Annotated in this window: 19 protein-coding genes; 14 read left to right on the top strand and 5 right to left on the bottom strand. The window is 70.8% G+C overall.

All coding sequences use genetic code 11. The features are described from left to right. Positions 1–10: 10 nt before the first annotated feature. From ACWC09_RS02415 to holA, 7 genes are all read left to right on the top strand, one after another. Positions 11–856, top strand: coding sequence for a DegV family protein (locus ACWC09_RS02415; protein WP_450847695.1), 846 nt, complete (start codon positions 11–13; stop codon positions 854–856). 127 nt (positions 857–983) lie between these two features. Continuing rightward, positions 984–1,991, top strand: coding sequence for a helix-hairpin-helix domain-containing protein (locus tag ACWC09_RS02410; protein WP_450847693.1), 1,008 nt, complete (start codon positions 984–986; stop codon positions 1,989–1,991). Then, a complete protein-coding gene (locus ACWC09_RS02405) occupies positions 1,988–4,825 on the top strand; it encodes a ComEC/Rec2 family competence protein (RefSeq protein WP_450847691.1) in 2,838 nt (945 codons plus the stop codon). Before ACWC09_RS02410 ends, ACWC09_RS02405 begins: the two co-directional genes overlap by 4 nt. 4 nt (positions 4,826–4,829) lie before the next feature. Then, positions 4,830–5,642 (top strand): arylamine N-acetyltransferase family protein, encoded by an 813-nt coding sequence (locus ACWC09_RS02400; RefSeq protein ID WP_450847689.1) that lies wholly within the window; start codon positions 4,830–4,832, stop codon positions 5,640–5,642. A gap of 136 nt (positions 5,643–5,778) precedes the next feature. Next, positions 5,779–6,660 (top strand): YceI family protein, encoded by an 882-nt coding sequence (locus ACWC09_RS02395; protein ID WP_450847867.1) that lies wholly within the window; start codon positions 5,779–5,781, stop codon positions 6,658–6,660. 50 nt (positions 6,661–6,710) lie between these two features. Continuing rightward, positions 6,711–6,956, top strand: a complete 246-nt coding sequence (locus ACWC09_RS02390) for a hypothetical protein (protein ID WP_450847687.1) — start codon at positions 6,711–6,713, stop codon at positions 6,954–6,956. Between the two features lie 48 nt (positions 6,957–7,004). Further along, positions 7,005–7,994 carry a DNA polymerase III subunit delta gene (gene holA, locus ACWC09_RS02385; RefSeq protein WP_450847685.1) on the top strand — a complete coding sequence of 330 codons (990 nt, stop codon included), beginning with the start codon at positions 7,005–7,007 and terminating at the stop codon, positions 7,992–7,994. A 224-nt stretch (positions 7,995–8,218) separates the two neighbouring features. Here the strand turns inward: holA and rpsT are convergent, their stop codons facing one another. After that, positions 8,219–8,485, bottom strand: coding sequence for a 30S ribosomal protein S20 (gene rpsT, locus ACWC09_RS02380; RefSeq protein WP_450847683.1), 267 nt, complete (start codon positions 8,483–8,485; stop codon positions 8,219–8,221). 243 nt (positions 8,486–8,728) lie between these two features. Here rpsT and lepA point away from each other — a divergent pair, with 243 nt between their 5' ends. Further along, entirely contained in the window at positions 8,729–10,597 is a 1,869-nt protein-coding gene (lepA, locus tag ACWC09_RS02375; protein WP_450847681.1) for a translation elongation factor 4, read from the top strand. A gap of 248 nt (positions 10,598–10,845) precedes the next feature. Continuing rightward, positions 10,846–12,720, top strand: a complete 1,875-nt coding sequence (locus ACWC09_RS02370; RefSeq protein ID WP_450847679.1) for an AMP-dependent synthetase/ligase — start codon at positions 10,846–10,848, stop codon at positions 12,718–12,720. A 101-nt stretch (positions 12,721–12,821) separates the two neighbouring features. Here the strand turns inward: ACWC09_RS02370 and ACWC09_RS02365 are convergent, their stop codons facing one another. Next, positions 12,822–13,400 carry a response regulator gene (locus tag ACWC09_RS02365; protein WP_450847677.1) on the bottom strand — a complete coding sequence of 193 codons (579 nt, stop codon included), beginning with the start codon at positions 13,398–13,400 and terminating at the stop codon, positions 12,822–12,824. Positions 13,401–13,412: 12 nt separating this feature from the next. Next, the gene (locus ACWC09_RS02360) at positions 13,413–17,543 is read right to left on the bottom strand and encodes a HAMP domain-containing protein (protein ID WP_450847676.1); all 4,131 of its coding nucleotides are present in this window, start codon (positions 17,541–17,543) and stop codon (positions 13,413–13,415) included. 102 nt (positions 17,544–17,645) lie between these two features. Here ACWC09_RS02360 and ACWC09_RS02355 point away from each other — a divergent pair, with 102 nt between their 5' ends. From ACWC09_RS02355 to ACWC09_RS02345, 3 genes are all read left to right on the top strand, one after another. Continuing rightward, positions 17,646–19,607 carry a SpoIIE family protein phosphatase gene (locus tag ACWC09_RS02355; RefSeq protein WP_450847674.1) on the top strand — a complete coding sequence of 654 codons (1,962 nt, stop codon included), beginning with the start codon at positions 17,646–17,648 and terminating at the stop codon, positions 19,605–19,607. A 31-nt stretch (positions 19,608–19,638) separates the two neighbouring features. Further along, entirely contained in the window at positions 19,639–20,871 is a 1,233-nt protein-coding gene (gene hemW / locus ACWC09_RS02350) for a radical SAM family heme chaperone HemW (RefSeq protein WP_450847672.1), read from the top strand. A 99-nt stretch (positions 20,872–20,970) separates the two neighbouring features. Continuing rightward, positions 20,971–21,549 carry a Uma2 family endonuclease gene (locus ACWC09_RS02345; protein ID WP_450847671.1) on the top strand — a complete coding sequence of 193 codons (579 nt, stop codon included), beginning with the start codon at positions 20,971–20,973 and terminating at the stop codon, positions 21,547–21,549. Here the strand turns inward: ACWC09_RS02345 and ACWC09_RS02340 are convergent. Together ACWC09_RS02340 and ACWC09_RS02335 are read right to left on the bottom strand one after the other, a co-directional pair. Then, complete coding sequence (locus tag ACWC09_RS02340) at positions 21,527–22,342, bottom strand: DUF3097 domain-containing protein (RefSeq protein ID WP_450847669.1); 816 nt, start codon at positions 22,340–22,342, stop codon at positions 21,527–21,529. The two genes, ACWC09_RS02345 and ACWC09_RS02340, sit on opposite strands and share 23 nt — an antisense overlap. A 43-nt stretch (positions 22,343–22,385) precedes the next feature. Then, positions 22,386–23,117, bottom strand: coding sequence for an MBL fold metallo-hydrolase (locus tag ACWC09_RS02335; protein ID WP_450847667.1), 732 nt, complete (start codon positions 23,115–23,117; stop codon positions 22,386–22,388). A 152-nt stretch (positions 23,118–23,269) separates the two neighbouring features. On the opposite strand from ACWC09_RS02335, the gene hrcA reads away from it, so the two are divergent. Together hrcA and dnaJ are read left to right on the top strand one after the other, a co-directional pair. Beyond that, entirely contained in the window at positions 23,270–24,286 is a 1,017-nt protein-coding gene (gene hrcA / locus ACWC09_RS02330) for a heat-inducible transcriptional repressor HrcA (RefSeq protein WP_450847665.1), read from the top strand. Continuing rightward, entirely contained in the window at positions 24,287–25,423 is a 1,137-nt protein-coding gene (gene dnaJ, locus ACWC09_RS02325) for a molecular chaperone DnaJ (protein ID WP_450847663.1), read from the top strand. Positions 25,424–25,461 lie beyond the last annotated feature (38 nt).

The raw sequence follows: 25,461 nt of genomic DNA, 5'->3' as shown, positions 1-25,461 counted from the left end.
CCTCCAGCTCATGTCCCGCCATGTCGCGATCGTCACCGATTCAACGGCCTACCTGCCGCCCCGGACGATGGAGCGCCACGGCATCACGGCGGTGCCCCTGACGGTGGTCCTCGGCGATCAGGCGCTGGACGAGGGCACCGAGATCTCCACCCGCTCCCTCGCCCAGGCCCTGCAGAAGCGACGCCCCGTCACCACCTCGCGGCCCAGCCCCCAGCTCTTCGCCGAGACCTACCGCAAGGTCGCCGAGTCCGGCGCCACCGGCATCGTCTCCCTCCACCTCTCCGCCGAACTGTCGGGCACCTACGACGCGGCGGTCCTCGCGGCGCGCGAGGCGCCGGTGCCGGTGCGGGTGGTGGACACCGGGACGGTCGCGATGGCGCTCGGGTTCTGCGCGCTCGCCGCGGCGGAGGCGGCGGAGGCGGGCGGCACCGTGGACGAGGCCGTCACGGCCGCCGAGAAACGGGCCTCGGGCACGTCCGCGTACTTCTACGTCGACACCCTCGACTATCTGCGCCGCGGCGGCCGGATCGGTGCCGCGCAGGCGCTGCTGGGTTCCGCGCTGGCCGTGAAACCGCTGCTCCAGCTGGACGGCGGCCGGATCGAGCTTCTGGAGAAGGTCCGCACGGCCTCGAAGGCGATCGCCCGCCTGGAGGAGATCGCGGCCGACCGGGCCGGCAGCGCACAGGTCGACATCGCCGTCCACCATCTCGCCGCCCCCGAACGGGCGTCGGCCCTGGCGGACCGGTTGCGGGCACGGGTGCCCGGGGTGGCCGACCTGCATGTGAGCGAGGTCGGGGCGGTGATCGGGGCGCATACGGGGCCTGGGCTGTTGGGGGTCGTGGTTTCACCACGGTGACGTCTCACGGCGTCCGACACGGGGCTCCTCATCCGTGCGGGTGACGGAGTTATCCACAACTGGGGAGTAATCCCCGGGAATTGAGCAAGATCATCGCCGATGCGGCCAGGTGCCCGATCCTCGGCGCATGGCACTTCGATCACGCACTCGCACAGTGGCCGCGACCAGTGGGCCAGGACGCGCTCCCGCCTCCGACGGCCGGATTCGGCACCGCCGCCCTCCGGCGAAGGGCCGGGCTCGGCATCGCCACGCGTCGGAGGAACTGCGTCGGCGTGCGCAGGTGTTGTTTCCCGAACGTGTGGGGGAGTGGCGGGAGTCGGGGGCGGGGCCGCCGGGGTTGCTCGTGGAGGACGAGGAGCAGCCCATTTCTCCGGTGGGCGGAGAGGACGCGATTCCGCAGGTGCGGCAGCGGCCCGGAGACTCCTGGCGGGTGCGGGCCGGGCTCGCCCTGCGTGAGCGGATGCCGGTGTGGTTGCAGACGCGGTGCGGGCTGGAGCGGCGGAGTGCCGTCGCGCTCGGGGTAGTGCTCGTCGTCGCCGCCGTGTTCGCCGTGCAGCACTTCTGGACGGGACGGACCCAGTCTGTCCGGGCGCCCGAAGTGGTGCGGGCGGTGGCGCCGTTGGGGAAGGGGAGCGCGAGCGGGGAGCCCGCGCCGGAGGCCTTCGGCAAGACGCCGGGCGCGGTGGGTTCGGCCGGGCCCGAGATCGTCGTGGACGTCAGCGGCAAGGTCCGCGATCCAGGCATCCACCGCCTTCCGGCAGGCTCGCGGGTCGACGACGCGCTGCGCGCGGCCGGCGGCGTGCGGCCCGGCACGAGCACGGAAGGACTCAACCGGGCCCGCTTCCTGGTGGACGGGGAGCAGGTGGTGGTCGGAGGCCCCGCCGCCCCGGCGCCGGGTCCTGCCGGGGCGGCGGCGGGAGGAACGCCAGGAGGGGCACCCACGGCTCCCGTCTCCCTCAACACGGCGACCGTGGACCAGCTCGACACGCTGCCGGGTGTAGGCCCCGTGCTGGCCCAGCACATCGTCGACTACCGCACCCGGCACGGCGGTTTCCGCTCGGTGGACGAACTGCGCGAGGTCAACGGCATCGGTGACCGCAGGTTCGCCGATCTACGGGATCTGGTACGGCCATGAGCCGCGCGTCCGACCTCACGGCCGAGCGAGCCCCCGTGCACGCCGCCTCCGAAGCACGGCTCGGTGCCGCCCACCCTCGGCAGGAAGGGCCGACGGACCTGCGACTCGTGCCGCCGGCGCTCGCGGCTTGGGGGACGGCGGCGTCGATGCTGGGTGCGACGCCGGGGTGGGTCACGGGGACGGCCGTGGTGTGCCTGGTCGCCGCATGTGTGCTGTTGCTCGCACAGCGCCGCGGTGAGGCGGACGGCGGAGGGACTGCGCTCGGGCGGTCGCCGCACCCGTCCGGGCAGGGAGCACCCCGTGGGCATTCGCCGGCGCCTGGACGACCGGCGCCTGCGGCCTGGCCGCGAGTCCCGGTCGCCGCCGTGCTGCTCTGTGTCGCCGCGGCCGCCGTGTCCGCCGGGCTGCACGGGGCTGATGTGCGGCGGGGGCCCGTGCCGGGGCTGGCGCGCGAGTACGCCACGGTGACCGCCGACGTCGAGATCACGTCCGATCCACGGCTCACCCGTCCCCGGATCAGCGGGGACCACGCCGCTCCCGCCTCCGTGCTGGCCGAGGGGGAGGTGCGACGGGTGGAGGAGGCCGACGGGACGGTCGTCTCGACGCGGGCGCCGGTGCTGGTGATCGTCGATGTCGGGAGACATGGGGCGGGTGCCGCAGGGGGCGGGGAATCCAGCGGCTCGACCACGCCGCAGCCCTCCGGGCCGCCCTTCACCGGCTCACGCTCCACCGCTGAGACCGAGCCGACGGCGGCCGGTGGCCGACGGCCCTTCGCCGACGGCTCGTCTCCGCCACCCTTTGTCGAGGATCGGCCGTCCCCCGCCGGGTTTTCGTCGCACCCCGGCGGGTCTTCGTCGCCCCCCGCCGGGATTTCGTCGCCCCCCGCCGGGAAGCAACCGCGGTCCCCCTGGCTCGACCTGCTCCCCTCCACCCGCGTCCGTGTCTCGGCGCGGGTCGTGCCCGCCGTGGTCGGTGGGGATCGGGTCGCGGGGGTGCTGCGGGTGCGGGGGCAGGGGGTGCCGGTGGTGGTGGGTGGGCCGTCGGCGGCGCAGCGGTTCGCGGGGCGGTTGCGGGGTGGGTTGCGGGAGGCGACCGACGGGCTGGCGGCGGATGCGCGGGCGCTGCTGCCGGGGCTGGTCGTCGGGGACACCTCGCGGATCACTCCGGAGCTGGACGAGGCGTTCAAGGAAACCGACCTGGCGCACACCCTCGCCGTGTCCGGGAGCAACCTCACGATCATCCTCGCCCTGCTCATCGGACCGCCGGGTATGGCGCAGCTGGTGGAGCGGCGGGGGCTCGCGCCACGGCTCGGCATCCCGTTGCGGACGACCGCGGTGCTCGGCGGGGTCCTCACCCTCGGGTTCGTGGTCGTGTGCCGGCCTGACCCGAGCGTGCTGCGGGCCGCGGCCTGCGGTGCCGTGGTGTTGCTGGCCCTGGCGACCGGGCGCCGCAGGTCTCTCATCCCGGCGCTGGCGACGGCCGTACTGCTGCTGGTGCTCTACGACCCCTGGCTGGCCAGGAGTTACGGCTTCCTGCTCTCCGTGCTGGCCACCGGCGCCCTGCTCACCCTCGCCCCGCGCTGGAGTGAGGCGCTGCGCCGGCGCCGGGTTCCGCCGAGGCTGGCCGAGGGGCTGGCCGCGGCGGCCGCGGCACAGGCGCTGTGTGCGCCGGTCGTCGCCGTGCTGTCGGCGCGGGTGAGCCTGGTGGCGGTGCCGTGCAATCTGCTCGCGGAGGTCGCGGTGGCGCCGGCCACGGTGCTGGGCTTCGCGGCGCTGGCGACGGCACCGGTGCTGATGCCGGTGGCCAAGGCGCTGGCCTGGTGCGCGAGTTGGCCCGCCGAGTGGATCGCGGGCGTCGCGCGTACGGGGGCGGCGTTGCCGGGCGGGGGAGTGGACTGGCCGGGCAGTTGGAGTGGGGCGCTGCTGCTCGCCCTGGTGACGGGGGTCGTCCTGCTGGTCGGCCGGCGGTTGCTGCGGCATCCGTGGCTGTGCGGGTCCTGCGCGCTGCTGCTCGTGCTGGTGGTGGTGCAGCCGCCGCCGTTGACCAGGGTGATCACGGGGTGGCCGCCGCCGGGGTGGCGGTTCGCGATGTGCGATGTCGGGCAGGGCGACGCCACCGTGCTCGCGGCGGGGGAGGGCAGCGGGGTGGTCGTGGACGCCGGGCCCGATCCGAGGCTCGTCGACCACTGCCTGCGCACGCTCGGCATCACGAAGATCCCGCTCGTCGTGCTCACGCACTATCACGCCGACCACGTGGCCGGGCTGCCCGGAGTGCTGCGTGGGCGGTCGGTGGGGGCGATCGAGACCACGGGGTTCGAGGAGCCCGCGGACCAGGTCGCGTTCGTACGGAGAGAGGCGGCGGCGCGGCACATTCCGATCAGCCATGCCGTCGCCGGGGAGCAGCGGCGCACCGGGGCGCTGTCCTGGCAGGTGCTGTGGCCCCCGCCAGGACCGGCACCGGAGCCGGACGGGCCCAACGACGCCAGCGTGGCCCTGCTGGTCCGCTCGGCCGGGCTGCGGCTCCTGCTGCTCGGGGACCTCGAACCCCCGGCCCAGCAGGCCCTGTTGAGGTCACCGGAGGGAGCGCTGCTGGGCGGGGTGGATGTGCTGAAGGTCGCCCATCACGGGTCGGCGTATCAAGATCCGGAGCTCATACTCAGGGTGGCGCCACGGGTCGCGTTGATCTCCGTCGGGGCGGACAACACCTATGGTCACCCGGCCCCGAGCACCGTCGCGGCGCTGCGGGCCGAGGGCGCGGTGGTGCTGCGGACGGACCGGGACGGGGCGCTGGCCGTCACGGACACGGGCGGGAGGCTGAGCGTGGCGCGAGACTGAGGGCATGAACTCTGCACAGGCCGATGCCTACCTCCGCCGGCTGGGAGTCGAGCGCCCGGTGCGGCCCACCGGAGCCACCGTCCACGTACTGCGCGAACTGCACCTGCGCCATCTGCGGGCCGTGCCCTTCGAGAACCTGTCCGTGCACCTCGGCGAGGAGATCGTGCTGGAGGAGAAACGGCTGCTGGACAAGGTGGTGGGGGCACGGCGGGGCGGGTTCTGCTACGAACTGAACGGGGCGTTCGGGGCGTTGCTCGATGCGCTGGGGTTCGAGGTGACGCTGCTGGCGGCGCGGGTGCACGGGGGCGGGGGGCGGCTCGGGATTCCGTACGACCATCTGGCACTGCGGGTGCGGACGGTGGACGGGGGCGAGTGGCTGGCCGACGTCGGGTTCGGGGCGCACAGCCACCTTCCGCTGGCGTTCGGGGAGCGGGGCGAGCAGGAGGACCCCGGCGGGGTGTTCCGGATCGTCGAGGCGGGACCGGACCTGGATGTCCTCATGGGGGGTGTGCCGCAGTACCGCCTGGAGACGCGGCCGCGTGAACTCGGCGACTTCGTGGCCGGGGCGTGGTGGCACAGCACCTCGCCCGTCTCGCACTTCACGCAGTCGCTGGTGTGCTCCAGGGTCACGGAGGACGGCGGGAGGATCACCCTCAGCGGGCGCACCTTCAAGGTGACGGGCGCCGACGGAGCGCGGGAGGAAAGGGAGTTGGGGACGGACGCGGAGGTGCTCACGGTGTATCGGGAGCGGTTCGGGATCGAGCTCGGCTCTGTGCCGACGGTGCGAAATCCCCATCGGCCGGATCGGAACGACTGATTGGGGGATCAGTTGGGGCCAGTCGTTGCTACTCGTGCGTAGGTGTCCTGTGTTGCCTCGAATGCCGCATCGGTGATCGAATGCGTCTTCGGCAACAGGTGATCGGGTGATGTCGAGGCGTACAGGGGTGGCGTGGATGTTCGGGCGTTGGCGGGGAAATCGAATGAACCGGGTGCAGCGGACGGGCCCCCTGGCGGCGGTGCAGACGCCGGCGAGCGCCGGGGTGCTGAGCTGCCGGGTGCTGGATCCGGTCAATGAGCCGGTGACGCACGCGGAGTTCGCGGTCAGCGACGCCATGGGGCGCAAGGTGGTCGGTGGCGAGACGGACCCCTACGGGTCGTTCGTGACGACCGTGCCCGCGGGGGAGTACCGGCTGGCGGTGTCGGCCGACGGGTTCACGCCGTACCGGGCGAGGGCGACCGTCGGGGAGAACGCGCTCGCCTCGCTCGGCGATGTGACCCTTCAGGTCGCGCGGCCGCCGGAGCTGCCGGCGGCGGGCGACTGGGACATCGAGGCGACGCACTCCTCCATCGGGTTCACCGCGCGGCACATCGGGCTGGCGCGGATCCACGGGCGGTTCAACTCGTTCGCGGGGGTCGTGCGGATCGCGGACCAGGTCGAGCAGTCGGCCATGCATGTGGTGATCGACGCGGCGTCCATCGACACGAACGTGCGGATGCGGGACGACCATCTGCGGTCGCCGGACTTCCTGGACGTGGCGCAGTTCCCGACGCTGGAGTTCTACAGCGAGCGGTTCGTGCACAAGGGCGGGAACCGGTGGGCGGTCACCGGGGCGCTGTCCCTGCACGGGGTGACGCGGACGGTCACGCTGGACACCGAGTACCTCGGGCTCGGCCACGGCATGGAGGGCGAGGTGCGGGCGGCGTGCCGGGCCACGACGGAGCTGCACCGGGACGACTTCACCGTCAGCTGGCAGACGATGCTGGCGCGGGGGATCGCGGTGGTGGGACCGAGCATCCGGGTCGACCTCGATGTGCAGATCGTGCGGAAGGGCTGACGCGGGCGTCGGGGACAAGGGTGTGACGCGGGCATCGGAGAATGGGGCTCGTGAGCGATGTGAGACATGTGCTGGTGCTGCCCGACCGCGATGCCGCGGAGGAGGTGGCAGGGGCGCTGGGGGAGCGGTTCGGGGTCGTCGAGGAGCCGCGGCTGGTGCGGGACGCGCTGGCCGGTGAGGACGACGCCGAGGACGCGCAGTGGCTCGTCGTCCTGCGGGACGAGGAGGGGCGGCTGGATCCGGGGGAGCTGGACGCGTTCGCGGGGGAGTGGGACGGGTGGCGGGAGGAGCCGTAGCCCTACGTCGGCGGCCGGGTGTCAGTGGCGCGTGCCATGCTGTGAGCGATGGCCAAGAAGACTGCGAATGACGACCCTCTCGCCCCGGTGACGCTCGCCGTGGGCCAGGAGGACCTGCTGCTCGACCGTGCCGTGCGGGAGGTGGTGGCCGCCGCCCGGGCCGCCGACGCCGACACGGACGTACGTGACCTGACCTCGGACCAGCTGCAGCCCGGCACCCTCGCCGAGTTGACCAGCCCGTCGCTCTTCGCGGAGCGCAAGGTCGTGGTCGTACGCGATGCGCAGGATCTCTCGGCCGACACGGTCAAGGACGTGAAGGCGTATCTCGGGGCGCCCGCCGAGGAGATCACCCTGGTGCTGCTGCACGCGGGGGGAGCGAGGGGGAAGGCGCTGCTCGACGCCGCCAGGAAGGCGGGGGCGCGGGAGGTGGCCTGTCCGAAGATGACCAGGCCGGCGGATCGGCTGGCGTTCGTGCGGGGGGAGTTCCGGGCGGCCGGGCGGTCCGCGACGCCGGAGGCCTGCCAGGTGCTGGTCGATGCCATCGGGAGTGATCTGCGGGAGCTGGCGGCGGCCGTCTCTCAGCTGGTCGCCGATGCCGAGGGGACCATCGACGAGGCCGTCGTGGGCCGGTACTACACCGGCCGGGCCGAGGCGTCGAGCTTCGAGGTCGCCGACCGGGCGGTGGAGGGGCGGGCGGCCGAGGCACTGGAGGCGTTGCGCTGGGCGCTGTCCACCGGCGTCGCACCGGTGCTGATCACCAGCGCGCTCGCACAGGGCGTGCGGGCGATCGGGAAGCTGTCGTCCGCGCGTGGGGGGCGGCCGGCGGATCTCGCGCGGGAGCTCGGGATGCCGCCGTGGAAGATCGACCGGGTGCGGCAGCAGATGCGGGGGTGGACGCCGGACGGGGTTTCCGTCGCGCTGCGGGCGGTGGCCGAGGCGGATGCGGGCGTCAAGGGCGGCGGGGATGATCCCGACTACGCGCTGGAGAAGGCGGTTGTGGTGATCGCGAGGGCGGCGCGGTCCCGGGGGCGGAGTTAGGGCCTTTCGCAACAGGCCCCGGACGAGCGTCACCGGTGTTCCGTCCGTCGAGAACGCCGAAGGCCCCGCCACCCGCCCTGGGGAAGGGAGGGTGCCGGGGCCTCGGTTCACAGCTGTCGAGTCCGTACCCGCGTGGCGAACGCAGGCCGCGTACGGACTCTGGGGGCCGGTCGGGAGCGGATGAGAGAGGGCCCGCTCGGGTCCTTCCGGCGTCCAATCAAGTGTCAGGCCTTGAGGGACTCGACCTTGGAAGCAAGCGCCGACTTCTTGTTGGCGGCCTGGTTCTTGTGGATGACGCCCTTCGAGACGGCCTTGTCGAGCTGACGCGCGGCAGCGCGCTGGTACTCGGTGGCCTTCTCGACGTCACCCGCGGCAGCGGCCTCACGGGCCTTGCGGATCGCGGTCTTCAGGGAGGACTTGACGGCCTTGTTGCGCAGCCGGGCCTTCTCGTTGGTCTTGATCCGCTTGATCTGGGACTTGATGTTCGCCACTGATTGAGCCTTTTCAGGTTCAGGCACGGGGCCAGGAGGACTCCAAGAAAGGAGACCCGGGTTCCGTGCCAGGTGATTTCCGATGATGTGCCTCGCGCTGAGAGGGCATGAGACACAGCCACCCAGGCTACCAGTGGCCGGGCCGACGGCCCAAAACGGTTCCCGGTCGCCCGCCGTGGGACCATGGAGCCTACGTATCGATCCGACCCGAGGCATAAGGCGCCTCAAGAGACAGGACCCTGCGTGCCCGCGACCCCTAACAATGTGCCCGAGCCGAGCCGTACCGCCCCGGCTCTGATCCGCAATTTCTGCATCATCGCGCACATCGACCACGGCAAGTCCACGCTCGCCGACCGGATGCTCCAACTGACCGGCGTCGTCGAGCAGCGCCAGATGCGTGCTCAGTACCTCGACCGCATGGACATCGAGCGCGAGCGCGGCATCACGATCAAGTCCCAGGCGGTGCGGCTGCCGTGGGCTCCCACCCACGACAAGACCAACACGCACATCCTGAACATGATCGACACCCCGGGGCACGTCGACTTCACCTACGAGGTCTCGCGGTCGCTCGCCGCCTGCGAGGGGACCATCCTCCTCGTCGACGCCGCCCAGGGCATCGAGGCCCAGACTCTCGCCAATCTCTACCTGGCGATGGAGAACGACCTCACGATCATCCCCGTACTCAACAAGATCGATCTTCCGGCCGCCCAGCCCGAGAAGTTCGCCGAGGAGCTCGCCAATCTCGTCGGGTGCGACCCCGATGACGTGCTGCGGGTCTCCGCGAAGACCGGTGTCGGCGTCGACGCGCTGCTCGACCGGGCCGTCCGGGACATTCCGGCGCCGGTCGGCGTCGCGGACGCCCCCGCCCGAGCGATGATCTTCGACTCGGTCTACGACTCCTACCGCGGTGTCGTGACGTACGTACGAGTCGTCGACGGTCAGCTCAACAAGCGTGAGCGGATCCGGATGATGTCCACCGGCGCCACGCACGAGCTGCTGGAGATCGGGACCAACTCGCCCGAGATGCTCGGCGCGGACGGGCTGGGTGTCGGTGAGGTGGGGTACATCATCACCGGGGTGAAGGACGTCCGGCAGTCCAAGGTCGGTGACACCATCACCAGCCTGGCGAAGGGCGCGACCGAGGCGCTCGGGGGATACAAGGACCCCAAGCCCATGGTCTTCTCCGGGCTGTATCCGCTGGACGGGTCCGACTACCCCGAGCTGCGTGACGCCCTCGACAAGCTGCAGCTCAACGACGCCGCGCTCGTCTACGAACCGGAGACGTCCGCGGCCCTCGGCTTCGGCTTCCGTGTCGGCTTCCTGGGCCTGCTGCACCTGGACGTCATCCGCGAGCGCCTGGAGCGCGAGTTCGGGCTCGACCTGATCGCGACCGCGCCCAACGTGGTCTACCGCGTGGTCATGGAGGACGGGACCGAGCACACGGTCACCAACCCCAGCGAGTTCCCCGAGGGTAAGATCAACGACGTGTACGAGCCGGTCGTGCGCGCCACGATCCTCGCGCCGTCGGAGTTCATCGGCTCGATCATGGAGCTGTGCCAGACCCGGCGCGGCACCCTGCTGGGCATGGACTATCTGTCGGAGGACCGCGTCGAGATCCGCTACACACTGCCGCTCGCCGAGATCGTCTTCGACTTCTTCGACCAGCTGAAGTCCAAGACGCGCGGCTATGCCTCCCTGGACTACGAGCCCACCGGCGAGCAGTCCAGCTCCCTGGTCAAGGTCGACATCCTGCTGCACGGCGACAAGGTCGACGCCTTCTCGGCGATCACGCACAAGGACGCGGCCTACGCGTACGGCGTGCGGCTCGTCGCCAAGCTGCGCGAGCTGATCCCGCGGCAGGCCTTCGAGGTGCCGATCCAGGCCGCCATCGGCTCCCGGGTGATCGCCCGCGAGACCATCCGCGCCATCCGCAAGGACGTCCTCGCCAAGTGCTACGGCGGTGACATCTCCCGTAAGCGGAAGCTGCTGGAGAAGCAGAAGGAGGGCAAGAAGCGGATGAAGATGGTGGGTTCCGTGGAGGTTCCGCAGGAGGCCTTCATCGCCGTACTGAGCAGTGATGACAGCGCGGGGTCGGTCAAGGGCAAGAAGTAACCGCCGGTAACAGAGGGTTGCCTGGCAAATCGCCGCAACAGGGGTCCGTCGTGCGAAAGTGCGGCGGGCCCCTACGCGTGCGTAAGGTCGCTCTCTGTAGGAACTGACAGGCGGACGCCCCTTACGAACCGGCCGGTCGGGCTCTACTCTGATCTCTGCTCGATAGTTACTCGCGAGTTAAACAAACGCTACTGCGTGAAGCCAGCCGCAATTGAGCCAGCCGCACTGCCGCGGGCCCGGAGGATGTCGTGAGCGACACACAGACACTGATCGAGAACCGTCCGCCGAGCGTGGCGAACCTCTTCCTGGAGCGCGTGGCGGCCACGCCGGACGCCGAGGCGTACCGCTACCCGGTGCCCGCCGCTTCCGGTGCGGGCCCCGACGACTGGAAGTCGCTGAGCTGGGCCGAGACAGCCGAGCGGGTCTACGCGATCGCGGCCGGTCTGATCGAGCTCGGGGTCCAGCCCGAGCAGCGGGTCGCCCTCGCCTGCTCCACCCGGGTCGAGTGGATCCTCGCCGACCTCGGCATCCTGTGCGCGGGCGCCGCCACGACCACCGTCTATCCGCAGACCAACGCCGACGAGTCGGCGTTCATCCTCTCCGACTCCGAGAGCCAGGTGCTGATCGCCGAGGACGCGGCGCAGCTGGCCAAGGCGGTCGAGAAGCGCGCCGAGCTGCCCGCGCTCACCCATGTCGTCGTGATCGACCCGGCGGGCGTGGAGACCAGTGACTGGGTCCTCACGCTCACCGAGCTGGAGGCCCGGGGCGCCGCGCGCCTGGAGAAGGACCCCGACCTGATCAAGGAGCGGGTCGGTGCGATCACCAAGGACCAGCTCGCGACGCTGATCTACACCTCCGGCACCACCGGCCGGCCCAAGGGCGTCCGGCTCGCGCACGACGCCTGGTCGTACATGGCGAAGTCGATCGCCTCGACCGGGCTGATCAGCGCCGAGGACGTGCAGTACCTGTGGCTGCCGCTCGCGCACGTCTTCGGCAAGGTGCTCACCTCGGGGCAGATCGAGGTCGGTCATGTCACCGCCGTCGACGGTCGTGTCGACAAGATCATCGAGAATCTGCCGGTCGTGCAGCCGACGTACATGGCGGCCGTCCCGCGCATCTTCGAGAAGGTCTACAACGGGGTCGCCGCCAAGGCCCGTGCGGGCGGCGGGGCCAAGTACAAGATCTTCCAGTGGGCCGCGGGGGTCGCCCGCGAGTACGCCAAGGTCGCGCAGGACAACTTCCGGCGCACGGGGACGGCTTCGGTTCCGTTCTCGCTCGGTGCCAAGCACAAGACGGCCGACGCGCTGGTGTACGCCAAGATCCGGGAGGCGTTCGGCGGGAACCTGCGGGCGTGTGTGTCCGGGTCGGCCGCGCTCTCTCCCGAGATCGGGTACTTCTTCTCCGGCGCCGGGATCCACATCCTGGAGGGCTACGGGCTGACGGAGTCCTCGGCCGCCTCCTTCGTGAACCCGGGCGAGGCCTACCGCACCGGTACGGTCGGCAAGCCGCTGCCCGGCACGGAGGTGCGGATCGCCGACGACGGGGAGATCCTGCTGCGCAGCCCCGGCATCATGCAGGGCTACCACGGGCTGCCCGAGAAGACCGCCGAGGTGCTGGAGGCCGACGGGTGGTTCCACACCGGGGACATCGGTGAGCTCTCGCCCGACGGGTACCTGCGGATCACCGACCGCAAGAAGGACCTCATCAAGACGTCCGGCGGCAAGTACATCGCGCCCGCCGAGGTCGAGGGGCAGTTCAAGGCGGTGTGCCCGTACGTGTCCAACATCCTGGTGCACGGGGCCGACCGGAACTTCTGCACGGCGCTGATCGCGCTGGACGAGCCGTCGATCCTGGAGTGGGCCAAGGAGAACGGGCTGGAGGGGAAGTCGTACGCGGAGGTCGTGGCCGCGCCGGAGACGGTCGCCATGGTCGACGGGTACGTCAAGGAACTCAACCAGGGGCTGCAGAAGTGGCAGACCATCAAGAAGTTCCGGTTGCTGCCGCGTGATCTCGACGTGGAGCACGGCGAGATCACGCCGAGCCTGAAGCTGAAGCGGCCGGTGGTGGAGCGGGAGTACAAGCACCTCATCGACGAGATGTACGCGGGTACTCGCGAGGCGTAGCGCGGAAGCGGAGGGGTGGCGGGGGCTGAGGCGGCTGACGGTGTGTGGGGGCTGGTCGCGCCCACGCGGCGGAGCCGCACATCGATTCAGCCCCGCGCCCCTCAGGGCGTTGAGCGGCCCCTGTTGACCAGGTGACGTAGCTCTCGGACCTGCGTGCGCAAGCGCGTCAGGTCCGGGGGGTTCTCCTGCTCCAACTGGGCCTCCAGTTCCGCCATTTTGGTGGCCACCTCGCCGTACTCCGCCTGTTCCTGGGCCAGCAGGCGCTCCAGTTGCTGGTTCTTGCGGTACAGGTCGAGGAAGACGGTGACCTTCGCCCGTAGCACCCACGGGTCGAACGGCTTGGTCAAGTAGTCGGCCGCTCCGGTCGCGTAGCCGCGGAAGGCGTAGCCGGAGTCGTCCTCCGCGCCGGTCAGGAAGATGATCGGGACGTCCTTGGTCTGGTCGAGCCGCTTGATGTTCGCGGCCGTCTCGAAGCCGTCCATGCCCGGCATACGGACGTCGAGGAGGACCAGGGCGAACTGCCGGCGCAGCAGCGCCTTCATCGCCTCCTCACCCGAACGTGCGCGGACCAGCGGCTCGTTGAGGGATCCCAGGACGGCCTCCAGCGCGATCAGGTTGTCCTCCATGTCGTCCACGAGGAGGATGCTGGCGCGCTCGTCGGTCGTTGCCTCAGCGCTCATGGTGACGGTGCCTCATTCCGTCTCGGGCGTCCGAGCGGCCGCCTCGACGTCCGCCTGCTCGTCCTGCCCCACGCTCTCCGGATCCAGGAGTGCGCAGACGACGGTCAGCAACTGGTCGACGTCCACCGGCTTGGGTACGTAGTCGTTCGCGCCCCGCGCGATGGACTTCTCCCGGTCGCCGGGCATCGCCTTCGCGGTGAGCGCGACGATCGGCAGGCCCGTCCAGCGCGGGGTGCGACGGATGGCGGCGATGGTCTCGTAGCCGTCCATCTCCGGCATCATGATGTCCATCAGGACGAGTTCGACGTCCGGGTTGCGCTCCAGGGTCTCGATGCCCTCGCGGCCGTTCTCCGCGTACAGGACCGGCATGCCGACGCGGCCGAGGACATGGGTGAGGGCGAAGACGTTGCGGATGTCGTCGTCGACGATCAACACCCGCCGTCCGGGCAGCACTTGACCAGCCCGTCCGGACTTCCACGCCTCCAGCTTGGTCGGGGCCGGCCAGGAGTCGTCCACGTCGTGCGTGGCCGTGTACGGCTCGGTCGACAACTGGGCGGGGACGGGGAGCGTACGGTCCTCGGGGACCGGGCCGGTCGCCGAGTGGCCGGGGCTGACGACGGGGACGTAGAGAGTGAAGGTGGAGCCGTGGCCGGGCTCGCTCTCCGCGACGATACGGCCGCCCAGCAGGCCCGCGATCTCCCGGCTGATGGACAGGCCGAGCCCCGTGCCGCCGTACTTGCGGTTGGTGGTGCCGTCCGCCTGCTGGAACGCCTCGAAGATCACCGGGAGTTTCTCGGCCGCGATGCCGATGCCGGTGTCGGAGACGGCGAAGGCGATGATCTGGTCGCTGCCCGGGACATAGCGGTGGTCCGCGTCGATGACCCTTGTGACCCGCAGCTCGACCCGGCCCGTCGCGGTGAACTTGATCGCGTTGGAGAGCAGGTTGCGCAGGATCTGCTGGAGGCGCTGCTCGTCCGAGTACATCTCGCGCGGCACGTCCTCACCCACCGCCACCTCGAAGGCGAGCCCCCGGTCCAGGGTGAGCGGGCGGAAGGTCGCGTGGACATAGTCGAGCAGCTTGATCAGCGGCAGCTTCTTCGGGCGTACGTCCATCCGGCCGGCCTCGATCTTGGAGAGGTCGAGGATGTCGTTGATCAGTTGCAGGAGGTCCGATCCCGACCTGTGGATCGTCGTCGCGAACTGGACTTCCTGGTCCGAGAGATGGCCGTCCGGGTTGTCGGAGAGCAGCCTCGCCAGGATCAGCAACGAGTTGAGTGGTGTACGGAGCTCGTGCGACATGTTCGCCAGGAACTCCGACTTGTACTGGGAAGAGGTGGCCAACAGAGCCGCCTTCTCCTCCAGTTCGGCGTTCGAGCGCTGCAACTCCGCCTGCTGCTTCTGGAGTTCGTCCGAGCGTTCCTGCAGCTGCATGGCGAGGCGCTGGGACTCGCCGAGCAGGGACTCGGTGCGGGAGTTGGCGATGATCGTGTTGATCGCGACGCCGATGGTGTTCACGAACTGGTCGAAGAAGGCCAGGTGGACATCGGAGAAACGGGAGAAGGAGGCCAGCTCGATCACGCCGAGGAGCTTGTCCTCGAACAGGATCGGGATGATGACCACGCTGGCCGGTGCGGCCTCGCCGAGCCCGCTGTTGATCTTGATGTAGTCCGGCGGGGCCTCCTCCACCAGGATCCGCTTCTTCTCCCGGGCCGCCTGGCGGACCAGGCCGTGGACCGGCATGCCGCCCGTGTCGACGGTCGCGCCCTGCGCCGAGCCGTAGCCGGCGATGAACGCGAGTCCCTTCGCAGGAACGGTTGTGCGCAGAGAGGCACTGTCCTCGTCCGGGTCGGCCAGGAAGAACGCCCCGTACTGGGCGTTCACCAGCGGCGTCAGCTCGCGCAGGATCAGGTCGGCGACCTCCATCAGGTCCCGGTGGCCCTGCATCAGGGCGGCGAGGCGGGCCAGGTTCGACTCCAGCCAGTCCTTGGCGCGGGTCGTCTCGCGGAGGTTGGCCACCATCAGGTTGATGTTGTCCTTGAGCTCGGCGACCTCGCCCCGGGTCTCCACCGTGATCGAGCGGGACATGTCGCCCTGGGCCACCGCGGAGGCGACCTCGGCGATCGCGCGGACCTGGGTGGTCAGGTTCGAGGCCAGCTCGTTCACGTTCGTCGTCAGGCGCTTCCAGGTGCCGTAGACCCCCTCGACCCTTGCCTGGCCGCCGAGTTGGCCCTCGGAGCCGACCTCGCGGGCCACGCGGGTGACCTCGGAGGAGAACGAGGAGAGCGTGTCCACCATGGTGTTGATGGCGGTCTTCAGCTCCAGGATCTCGCCGCGCGCGTCCACGTCGATCTTCTTCGACAGGTCGCCGTTGGCGACGGCGGTGGTGACCTGGGCGATGTTGCGGACCTGTGAAGTCAGGTTGTCCGCCATGTAGTTGACGTTGTCGGTCAGGTCCCGCCAGACACCGGAGACGCCCAACACCTGCGCGCGTCCGCCGAGTCGGCCGTCCGTGCCGACCTCGCGGGCCACCCGGGTCACCTCGTCGGCGAAGGCGCGCAGCTGCTCCACCATGGTGTTGACGGTGTCCTTGAGTTCCAGGATCTCGCCGCGCGCGTCGACGGTGATCTTCTTCGACAGGTCGCCGTTGGCGACGGCGGTGGTGACCTGGGCGATGTTCCGCACCTGCGAAGTCAGGTTCAGCGCCATGAAGTTGACGTTGTCCGTGAGGTCCTTCCAGACGCCCGACACCCCCCGCACCTGCGCCTGGCCACCCAGGTTTCCCTCGGTGCCGACCTCGCGGGCGACGCGGGTGACCTCGTCGGCGAAGGCGGAGAGCTGGTCCACCATCGTGTTGATCGTGGACTTCAGCTCCAGGATCTCGCCCTTCGCCTCGACCGTGATCTTCTTGCCGAGGTCGCCCTGGGCGACGGCGGTGGACACCAGCGCGATGTTCCGCACCTGTGAAGTCAGGTTGTCCGCCATGAAGTTGACGTTGTCGGTGAGGTCCTTCCAGACGCCGGAGACCCCCCGCACCTGGGCGCGCCCGCCGAGGTTGCCTTCGGTGCCGACCTCGCGGGCGACGCGGGTCACCTCGTCCGCGAAGGCGGAGAGCTGGTCCACCATCGTGTTGATGGTCGACTTCAGCTCCAGGATCTCGCCCTGTGCGTCCACGGTGATCTTCTGCGAGAGGTCGCCGTTGGCGACGGCGGTCGTCACCTGGGCGATGTTCCGCACCTGCGAGGTCAGGTTCGAGGCCATGAAGTTGACGTTGTCGGTCAGGTCCTTCCAGACCCCGCTCACCCCCCGCACCTGGGCGCGCCCGCCCAACTGGCCCTCCGTGCCGACCTCGCGGGCCACCCGGGTCACCTCGTCGGCGAAGGCGGACAGCTGGTCGACCATCGTGTTCACGGTGAGCTTCAGTTCGAGCAGCTCGCCGGTGGCCTCGACCGTGACCGTACGGGTCAGGTCGCCGCGTGCCACCGCCGTCGTCACCAGGGCGATGTCCCGCACCTGTGCGGTCAGCCGGGAGGCCATGGTGTTGACCGCCTCGGTCACGTCCCGCCAACTCCCGGACAGGCCCTGCACCTTGGCGCGTCCGCCGAGCCGCCCCTCGGTGCCGACCTCGCGGGCGACCCGGGTCACCTCGCCGGTGAACAGCGACAGCTGGTCGACCATCTTGTTCACGGCCCGGCCCAGGCGCCGCAGATCACCGCGGAGCTGCCGGTTGCCGTCGTGCAGATCGACCCGCTGGGTCAGATCGCCGCCGGCCACCGCGTCCAGCACCCGGGTCGCGTTCGCCGCCGGGGCCACCAGGGCGTCGAGCAGCTGGTTGACATCGTTGACCCGGGCGGTCCAGGCACCCTGGCCCGGGCTGGCCGACAGACGCTCGTCGAGCCGCCCGTGCCGCACCAGCTCCCGCTTCACCCGTTGCACCTCGTTGTTGAAGTGCGTGTTGCGGTCGGCGATCTGGTTGAAGACCGCGGTCAGTTCGGCCACTATGCCGTGCCCGGTCTCCGGCACCTTCGTGAAGTCGCCGTCCCGGGCGGCCGTCATCGCGGCGAGCAGCGGGCGCAGCTCCGATGCTCGAACTTGTTCCGGTTTTTGTCCGTCTTCGAGCGCACGTGTAGCACTGTTCTCACTCATGGCGGCCCACTTCGGTAACTCGGCGCTTATGGGCGGGGCCAGTCTGTCACTCTGTCCGCATCGACCGAGGTGTATTCGTCCGAACTGCTCGGGGAGCTGGACATGGGGGCCATTCCGACTCAACGGGAGACCGCTTCCCGTGTCTCCGATGCGCCTGCGCACCCGGAAGCGACCGGCGCGCCAGGAGGCGCGCAGGCGCATGCCACCCTCGCCGGAAGCGCCCTCGCGCCGGGCTCCGCCCGTGCCCTCGTGCGCTCCGCCGTCGACGAGTGGACCGAGGCCGGGCTGCCCGGCGCCGAACACCTCACCGAGCGCCTCGCCGACGACGCCGTCCTCGTCGTCAGCGAACTCGTCACCAATGCCGTCGTGCACGCGGGCACCGACATCCAGGTGGCCTGCCGGCTGGAGGAGGCGACCGGCGCCCTCGTCGTCGAGGTCCGCGACCACCATCCCTCCCGGCCGCCCCGGGACGCGGAGGCCGAACCGTCGTACGGGACGCACGAGTCGGGCCGCGGACTGCGCCTGGTCGCCACGCTCGCCGAGTCCTGGGGCGTCAGCTACCGCAGGGGCGCCAAGACGGTGTGGGCGCGGCTGCTCGCCGAACAGGGCGCGGACGCCGACGAGTTGGACGCCTACACCCTGGAACGGCGCCTGGACCTCGTCGGGATCCTCGCGCCCGATCCTCCCCCACCCTCGAATGAGTTCGGCCGGGGGGACCCCCATCGCGCCGAACGCGACCGGGACTGGCTCAACCGGGGCGCCCTGTCCTTCCTCGCCGAGGCCTCCGACCTGCTCGCCGGACAGCTGGACGAGCACCTGGTCGCCGCCCTCGCCGGACAGCTGATCGTGCCGAGGCTCGCCGACTGGTGCGCCGTATGGCTGGAGGACGAGGTGATGGGCCGCTGGGAGACCCCCGATCCCGGCGGCTGGGCGGGCGACGGCACCGCCGGCACGGGCCCGCGGCTCGCCCGCGTCTGGCACGGCAGCGAGAACCGCATCGAGGAGCTGCGCCGGGCCCTGGAGAAGGACCCGCCGCGGCCGCCGCCCGGGGCCCTCCAGTCCGGGCCCGTCGCCCACCCCTGGCCCGGCGAGGCGCTGGACGCCCGGGACACCCACGGCGCGGCACTGGCGTACCGCCTGATCGCCGGCGGCCGCCCGCTCGGCACCCTCGTCATCGGCCGCGCGGGCCTGCTGCGCTTCCCCGACGAGGTCACCGGCCTGGTCGAGGACCTCAGCCGCCGGGTGGCCCTGGCCATCGGCGCGGCCCGCCAGTACGCCCGCCAGGCCACCATCAGCCGGGTCCTGCAGCGCGGCCTGCTGCCCGTCGCCGTCGCCGAGATCCCCGGAGTGCACAGCGCCCTCGTCTACGAGCCCTGCGACAAGGGCGGCCCCAGCGGCGACTTCTACGACCTCTTCCCGGCCGGCGACGGCCGCTGGTGCTTCGCCGTCGGCGACGTCCAGGGCAAGGGCCCCGAGGCCGCCGTCGTCATCGGCCTGGCCCGTCCCTGGCTGCGCCTGCTGGCCCGCGAGGGCTACGGCGTCGCCGACGTCCTCGACCGCCTCAACCGGCTCCTCCTCGACGACGCCACGGAGGCCGCCGACGCGGCGGCCCGCGCACTCGTCCAGCAGGGCGCCCCCGGTGACGGCCCGCAGACCCGCTTCCTCTCCCTCCTCTACGGCGAGCTGGCCCCCTTCGACGGCGGCGTCCGCTGCACCCTCGCCTCCGCCGGCCACCCCCTCCCGCTCCTCCTCGGCCCCGACGGCGACGTCCGCACGGCCGCCCGTCCCCAGACGCTCCTCGGCGTCATCGACGACGAGACCTACACCAGCGAGACCTTCGAGCTGCGCCCCGGCGACAGCCTCCTCTGCGTCACCGACGGCGTCACCGAGCGCCGCTCCGGCTCCCGCCAGTTCGACGACGGCGACGGCCTCGCCGCCGCGCTGGCCGACTGCGCGGGCCTGAGCGCCCAGCTGATCGCGGAACGCATCAAACGCCTGGTCCACGAGTTCGGCGGGCGGCCTCCGGAGGACGATCTGGCGCTGCTGGTGCTGCAGGCGGAGTAGGTACGCGCACGCGTGCCGGACAATGGAAGGCATGCCTTCCGCACTCCCCGACGGCGAGCCGGTCCCCGCCGACGGCTCCCTCCCCGCCTCCGCGCTCGCCGGGTCCGCCGACCGACCCCTCGGCTTCTACCTGCACGTCCCGTACTGCGCGACCCGCTGCGGCTACTGCGACTTCAACACCTACACCGCCACCGAGCTGCGCGGCACGGGCGGAGTGCTGGCCTCCCGCGACAACTACGCGGACACCCTGATCGACGAGATCCGCCTGGCGAGGAAGGTGCTGGGCGACGACCCGCGCCCGGTCCGCACGGTCTTCGTCGGCGGCGGTACGCCGACGCTGCTGGCGGCCGACGATCTCGTACGCATGCTGCAGGCGATCCGCGACGAATTCGGCCTCGCGCCCGACGCCGAGGTCACGACGGAGGCGAACCCGGAGTCCGTCGACCCGGCCTATCTGGCGACCCTCCGCCACGGCGGCTTCAACCGGATCTCCTTCGGCATGCAGAGCGCCAAGCAGCACGTGCTGCGCGTGCTGGACCGCACCCACACCCCGGGCCGCCCCGAGGCGTGCGTCGCGGAGGCCCGCACGGCCGGCTTCGAGCATGTCAACCTCGACCTGATCTACGGCACCCCGGGCGAGTCGGACGACGACTGGCGGGCCTCGCTGGAGGCGGCGATCGGGGCCGGCCCGGACCATGTCAGCGCCTATGCCCTGATCGTCGAGGAGGGCACGCAGCTGGCCCGCCGCATCCGCCGGGGCGAGGTCCCGATGACCGACGACGACGTCCACGCCGACCGGTACCTGATCGCGGAGGACGTCCTGTCCGCGGCCGGCTTCGACTGGTACGAGGTCTCCAACTGGGCCACCTCCGAGGCGGGACGCTGCCTGCACAACGAGCTGTACTGGCGGGGCGCCGACTGGTGGGGCGCGGGTCCCGGAGCGCACTCGCACGTGGGCGGGGTGCGGTGGTGGAACGTGAAGCATCCGGGGGCGTATGCGGCGGCGCTGGCGGCGGGGAAGTCGCCGGGTGCGGGCCGCGAGCTGCTGTCCGACGAGGACCGGAGGGTGGAGCGGATCCTGCTGGAGCTGCGGCTGCTGGAAGGGGTGCCGTTGGAGCTGCTGAAGCAGGACGGACTCGCGGCTTCCCGGCGGGCGCTGGGGGAGGGGCTGCTGGCGGGCGGGCCGTACGAGGCGGGGCGGGCGGTGCTGACGCTGCGGGGGCGGTTGTTGGCGGACGCGGTGGTCAGGGATCTGGTGGACTGATCACTCGGGCGAGTGAATCGGTGCGGAACGGGGGTTCGGTGCCTAACCTGATTCGTAGGCTGCCGCTAAAAGTACGCGGCGGATGTGGAGGCCACGGAGATGACCGCTGTGGACGAGCGTGGGATTGCCAAGTTCTTCGAGGAGTTCGAGCCTCCCGAGGGCGTCAAGGCCGAACTGCTCCGGGGGGAAATCGTGATGATGGCCACTCCCGATCTGGTGCACAACCGGATCGTGGCGGACGTGGTGGACCAGATCCCGCGTAAGCGCTGGGAACGGCTTCAGGTGACGGACGTGGACATCATCGGTGAGACCAGCGAGCCCATTCCGGACTTGGTGGTGGTGGAACGTGGTGTTGCCCCGGACTCAGGCCATCTACTGCCGTCCCAGTTGGTCACGATGGTGGTGGAGGTGGTCTCCAAGACCAGCGTCCAGCGGGACTACGAGATCAAGCGGTCGATTTACGCCGCCGGTGAGATCTACGCCTACCTCATCGTGGACCCGATCATGGCGCAGTGTGTCCTGCTGACGAGGCCTGTCGGGAGGGGGGAGAACGCCGACTATCAAAGGCAGCAGATCACGAAGTTCGGGGCGCCGCTGCCGCTGGAGGAGCTCGGACTGGAACTGGACACCACCGAGTTCGGCACCTACAAGAACGTCAGGCCCCACCGCTACCCGTGACGAAGTCGATCAACTCCTCCACCCGGCCCAGGAGTTCGGGCTCCAGGTCCTTGTAGGAGCCCACCCGCTTCAGAATGGCCTGCCACACCGCCCCGGTGTTCTCCGACGGCCAGCCCAGTGCCCGGCACACCCCCGTCTTCCAGTCCTGCCCGTGCGGCACCCGCGGCCACGCCTCGATGCCCAGGGACGACGGCTTCACGGCCTCCCAGATGTCGATGTAGGGGTGGCCCACCACGAGCGCGTGCTCGCTCGTCACCGCCTCCGCGATCCGCCACTCCTTCGTGCCGGGGACGAGATGGTCCACCAGCACGCCGAGCCGGGCGTCCGGGCCGGGTGCGAACCCGGCGACGATCGACGGGAGATCGTCCACGCCCTCCAGGTACTCCACCACCACGCCCTCGATGCGCAGGTCGTCGCCCCACACCCGCTCGACCAGTTCGGCGTCGTGCCGGCCCTCGACATAGATGCGCCCGGCGCGGGCCACCCGCGCGCGTGCGCCGGGGACGGCGACCGAACCGGAAGCCGTACGGGTGGGACGTACAGGCCCGTCACCGGTGGGGCGTACGAGCGTCACCACCCGGCCCTCCAGCAGGAAGCCCCGCGGTTCCATCGGGAACACCCGGTGCTTGCCGAAGCGGTCCTCCAGGGTCACCGTGCCCGCCTCGCAGCGGATCACCGCGCCGCAGAAACCGGTGCCGGGCTCCTCGACCACCAGACCGGGCTCCGCCGGGACCTCGGGGACGGGCTTCGGCTTCTTCCAGGGAGGGGTCAGATCGGCGGAGTACTGGCGCATTCGGATGACGATAGGAGAAGCGCGGCCCCCGGTGCCGCAGCGATTACCGCGACACGCCGAAACGCGCCGCCAGGGCGTCCCGCTGCGCCCGCACGAACCTCGCGTCCACCACCGCTCCGTGACCGGGCACGTACAGCGCGTCCTCGCCGCCCAGGTCGAGCAGCCGGTCCAGCGCGGCCGGCCAGTGCGACGGTACGGCGTCCGGGCCGGCCTGCGGTTCGCCCGACTCCTCGACCAGGTCGCCGCAGAAGACGACCTCCGGCGAGCCGGGGACCAGGACCGCGAGGTCGTGGGCGGTGTGGCCGGGGCCGACGTTCGCCAGCAGCACCTGTCGGTCGCCGCCCAGGTCGAGGGTCCACTCGCCGGAGACATGATGGCGGGGCGGGAGCAGGGAGGCCACGGCCTCCTCGGCCAGGCGCGCGTCCAGCCCTTCCCGTACCGCGTCCTCGCGCAGCTCCTCGCGCGCGTGCCGGGCGTCGAACAGGGCGTCCATGCCGACGGGGCCGTACACCTCCGCGCCCGTGAACGCCGCCGCCCCGAAGACATGGTCGAAGTGGGGGTGGGTGAGCGCGAGATGGGTCACACGCCGGCCGGCGAGCGCCTCCGCCTGCCTCCGCAGCCGCGCGCCCTCCACCAGGCTCGACCCCGCGTCGATCACCAGCGCCGTGCCGTCCCCGACGACCAGCCCCGCCGTGCAGTCCCAGCCCGGCAGCCGGCACCGCCCCACCCCGGCCGCGACCCGCTCCCATCCGAGCTCTTCCCAAGTCACCGTCATACGGCGACGCTAACCGTACGACCGCGTCAACAGGGGCCGACCTTGCCCCGGGTGTACCCCACAGCCGTACACTGGGCCGGGGAACGCTGGCACTCGAATGGACAGAGTGCCAGGCAAAGCGCCCAGGGGACGACTTTCTGGAGGTGTGCGCGATGCTGAGTGAACGACGGCTCCAGGTCCTGCGCGCCATCGTCCAGGACTATGTCGGCACCGAGGAGCCGGTCGGGTCGAAGGCCCTGACCGAGCGGCACAACCTCGGGGTCTCCCCGGCGACGGTCCGCAACGACATGGCGGTCCTGGAGGACGAGGGGTTCATCGCCCAGCCGCACACCAGTGCCGGGCGGATTCCGACCGACAAGGGCTACCGGCTGTTCGTCGACAAGCTCGCGGGCGTCAAGCCGATGACCGCGCCCGAGCGGCGGGCCATCCAGAACTTCCTCGACGGCGCCGTGGACCTCGATGACGTGGTGGCGCGGACCGTGCGGCTGCTCGCGCAGCTCACACGGCAGGTGGCCGTCGTCCAGTACCCCTCGCTGACCCGGTCCACCGTCCGGCACGTCGAGCTGCTCTCGCTCGCCCCCGCGCGCGTGATGCTCGTGCTGATCACGGACACCGGGCGGGTCGAGCAGCGGATGGTCGACTGCCCGGCGCCCGTCGGGGAGGCCTCGCTCGCGGACCTGCGGGCGCGGCTGAACAGCCGCGTCGCGGGTCGGCGGTTCACGGACGTCCCCCTCCTCGTGGAAGACCTGCCCGAGGGCTTCGACGTCGAGGACCGGGGTACGGTCTCGACGGTGCTCTCCACCCTTCTGGAGACACTCGTCGAGGAGAACGAGGAGCGGCTGATGATCGGCGGTACCGCCAATCTGACCCGCTTCGGACATGACTTCCCCCTCACCATCCGCCCCGTCCTGGAGGCGCTGGAGGAGCAGGTCGTGCTCCTCAAGTTGCTTGGTGAGGCGGGGGATTCGGGCATGACCGTACGCATCGGTCACGAGAACGCCTATGAGGGACTCAACTCCACTTCCGTGGTGTCGGTCGGCTACGGTTCGGGCGGCGAGGCAGTAGCCAAGCTCGGCGTGGTCGGACCGACCCGCATGGATTACCCGGGAACGATGGGAGCGGTACGCGCAGTGGCACGGTACGTCGGACAGATCCTGGCGGAGTCGTAAGTGGCCACGGACTACTACGCCGTTCTCGGCGTGCGCCGCGACGCGTCGCAGGAAGAGATCAAGAAGGCCTTCCGGCGGCTCGCGCGCGAGCTGCACCCGGACGTCAACCCGGATCCGAAGACCCAGGAGCGGTTCAAGGAGATCAACGCCGCTTACGAGGTGCTCTCGGACCCGCAGAAGAAGCAGGTCTACGACCTCGGCGGCGACCCCCTCTCGCAGGCGGGCGGCGCGGGAGCGGGCGGCTTCGGCGCGGGTGGCTTCGGGAACTTCTCGGACATCATGGACGCGTTCTTCGGTACGGCGTCGCAGCGGGGCCCGCGGTCGCGTACGCGGCGCGGCCAGGACGCGATGATCCGGCTGGAGATCGAGCTCGACGAGGCGGCCTTCGGCACGACGAAGGACATCCAGGTCGACACGGCGATCGTCTGCACCACCTGTAACGGTGAGGGCGCGGCGCCGGGGACCTCCGCCCAGACATGTGACATGTGTCGCGGTCGCGGTGAGGTCTCGCAGGTGACGCGGTCCTTCCTGGGCCAGGTCATGACCTCGCGTCCCTGCCCGCAGTGCCAGGGCTTCGGCACGGTCGTTCCGACGCCGTGCCCCGAGTGCGCGGGCGACGGCCGGGTGCGGTCCCGCCGTACGCTCACCGTCAAGATCCCGGCCGGTGTGGACAACGGCACGCGTATCCAGCTCGCGGGCGAGGGCGAGGTCGGCCCCGGCGGCGGCCCCGCCGGCGACCTGTACGTCGAGATCCACGAGCTGCCGCACAGCACCTTCCAGCGGCGCGGCGACGACCTGCACTGCACGGTCACCATTCCGATGACCGCGGCGTCCCTCGGCACCAAGGTGCCGCTGGAGACGCTGGACGGCATGGAGGAGGTCGACATCCGGCCCGGCACCCAGTCCGGCCAGTCGATCCCGCTGCACGGCCGGGGCGTCACGCATCTGCGCGGCGGCGGACGCGGTGACCTGATCGTCCACGTCGAGGTCCAGACCCCGACCAAGCTGGACCCCGAGCAGGAGCGCTTGCTGCGCGAGCTGGCCAAGCTGCGAGGCGAGGAGCGGCCGCAGGGGCAGTTCCAGCCTGGGCAGCAGGGGTTGTTCTCGCGGTTGAAGGATGCGTTCAACGGTCGCTGACGTGGGCTGGAGGTGGCTGCTGGGGGTCCGGGGGTCGT

Source organism: Streptomyces sp. NPDC001617, from assembly GCF_053596855.1.
The sequence above is the reverse complement of the archived record's forward strand: the minus strand, read 5'-3'. Positions and strand labels throughout refer to the sequence as shown.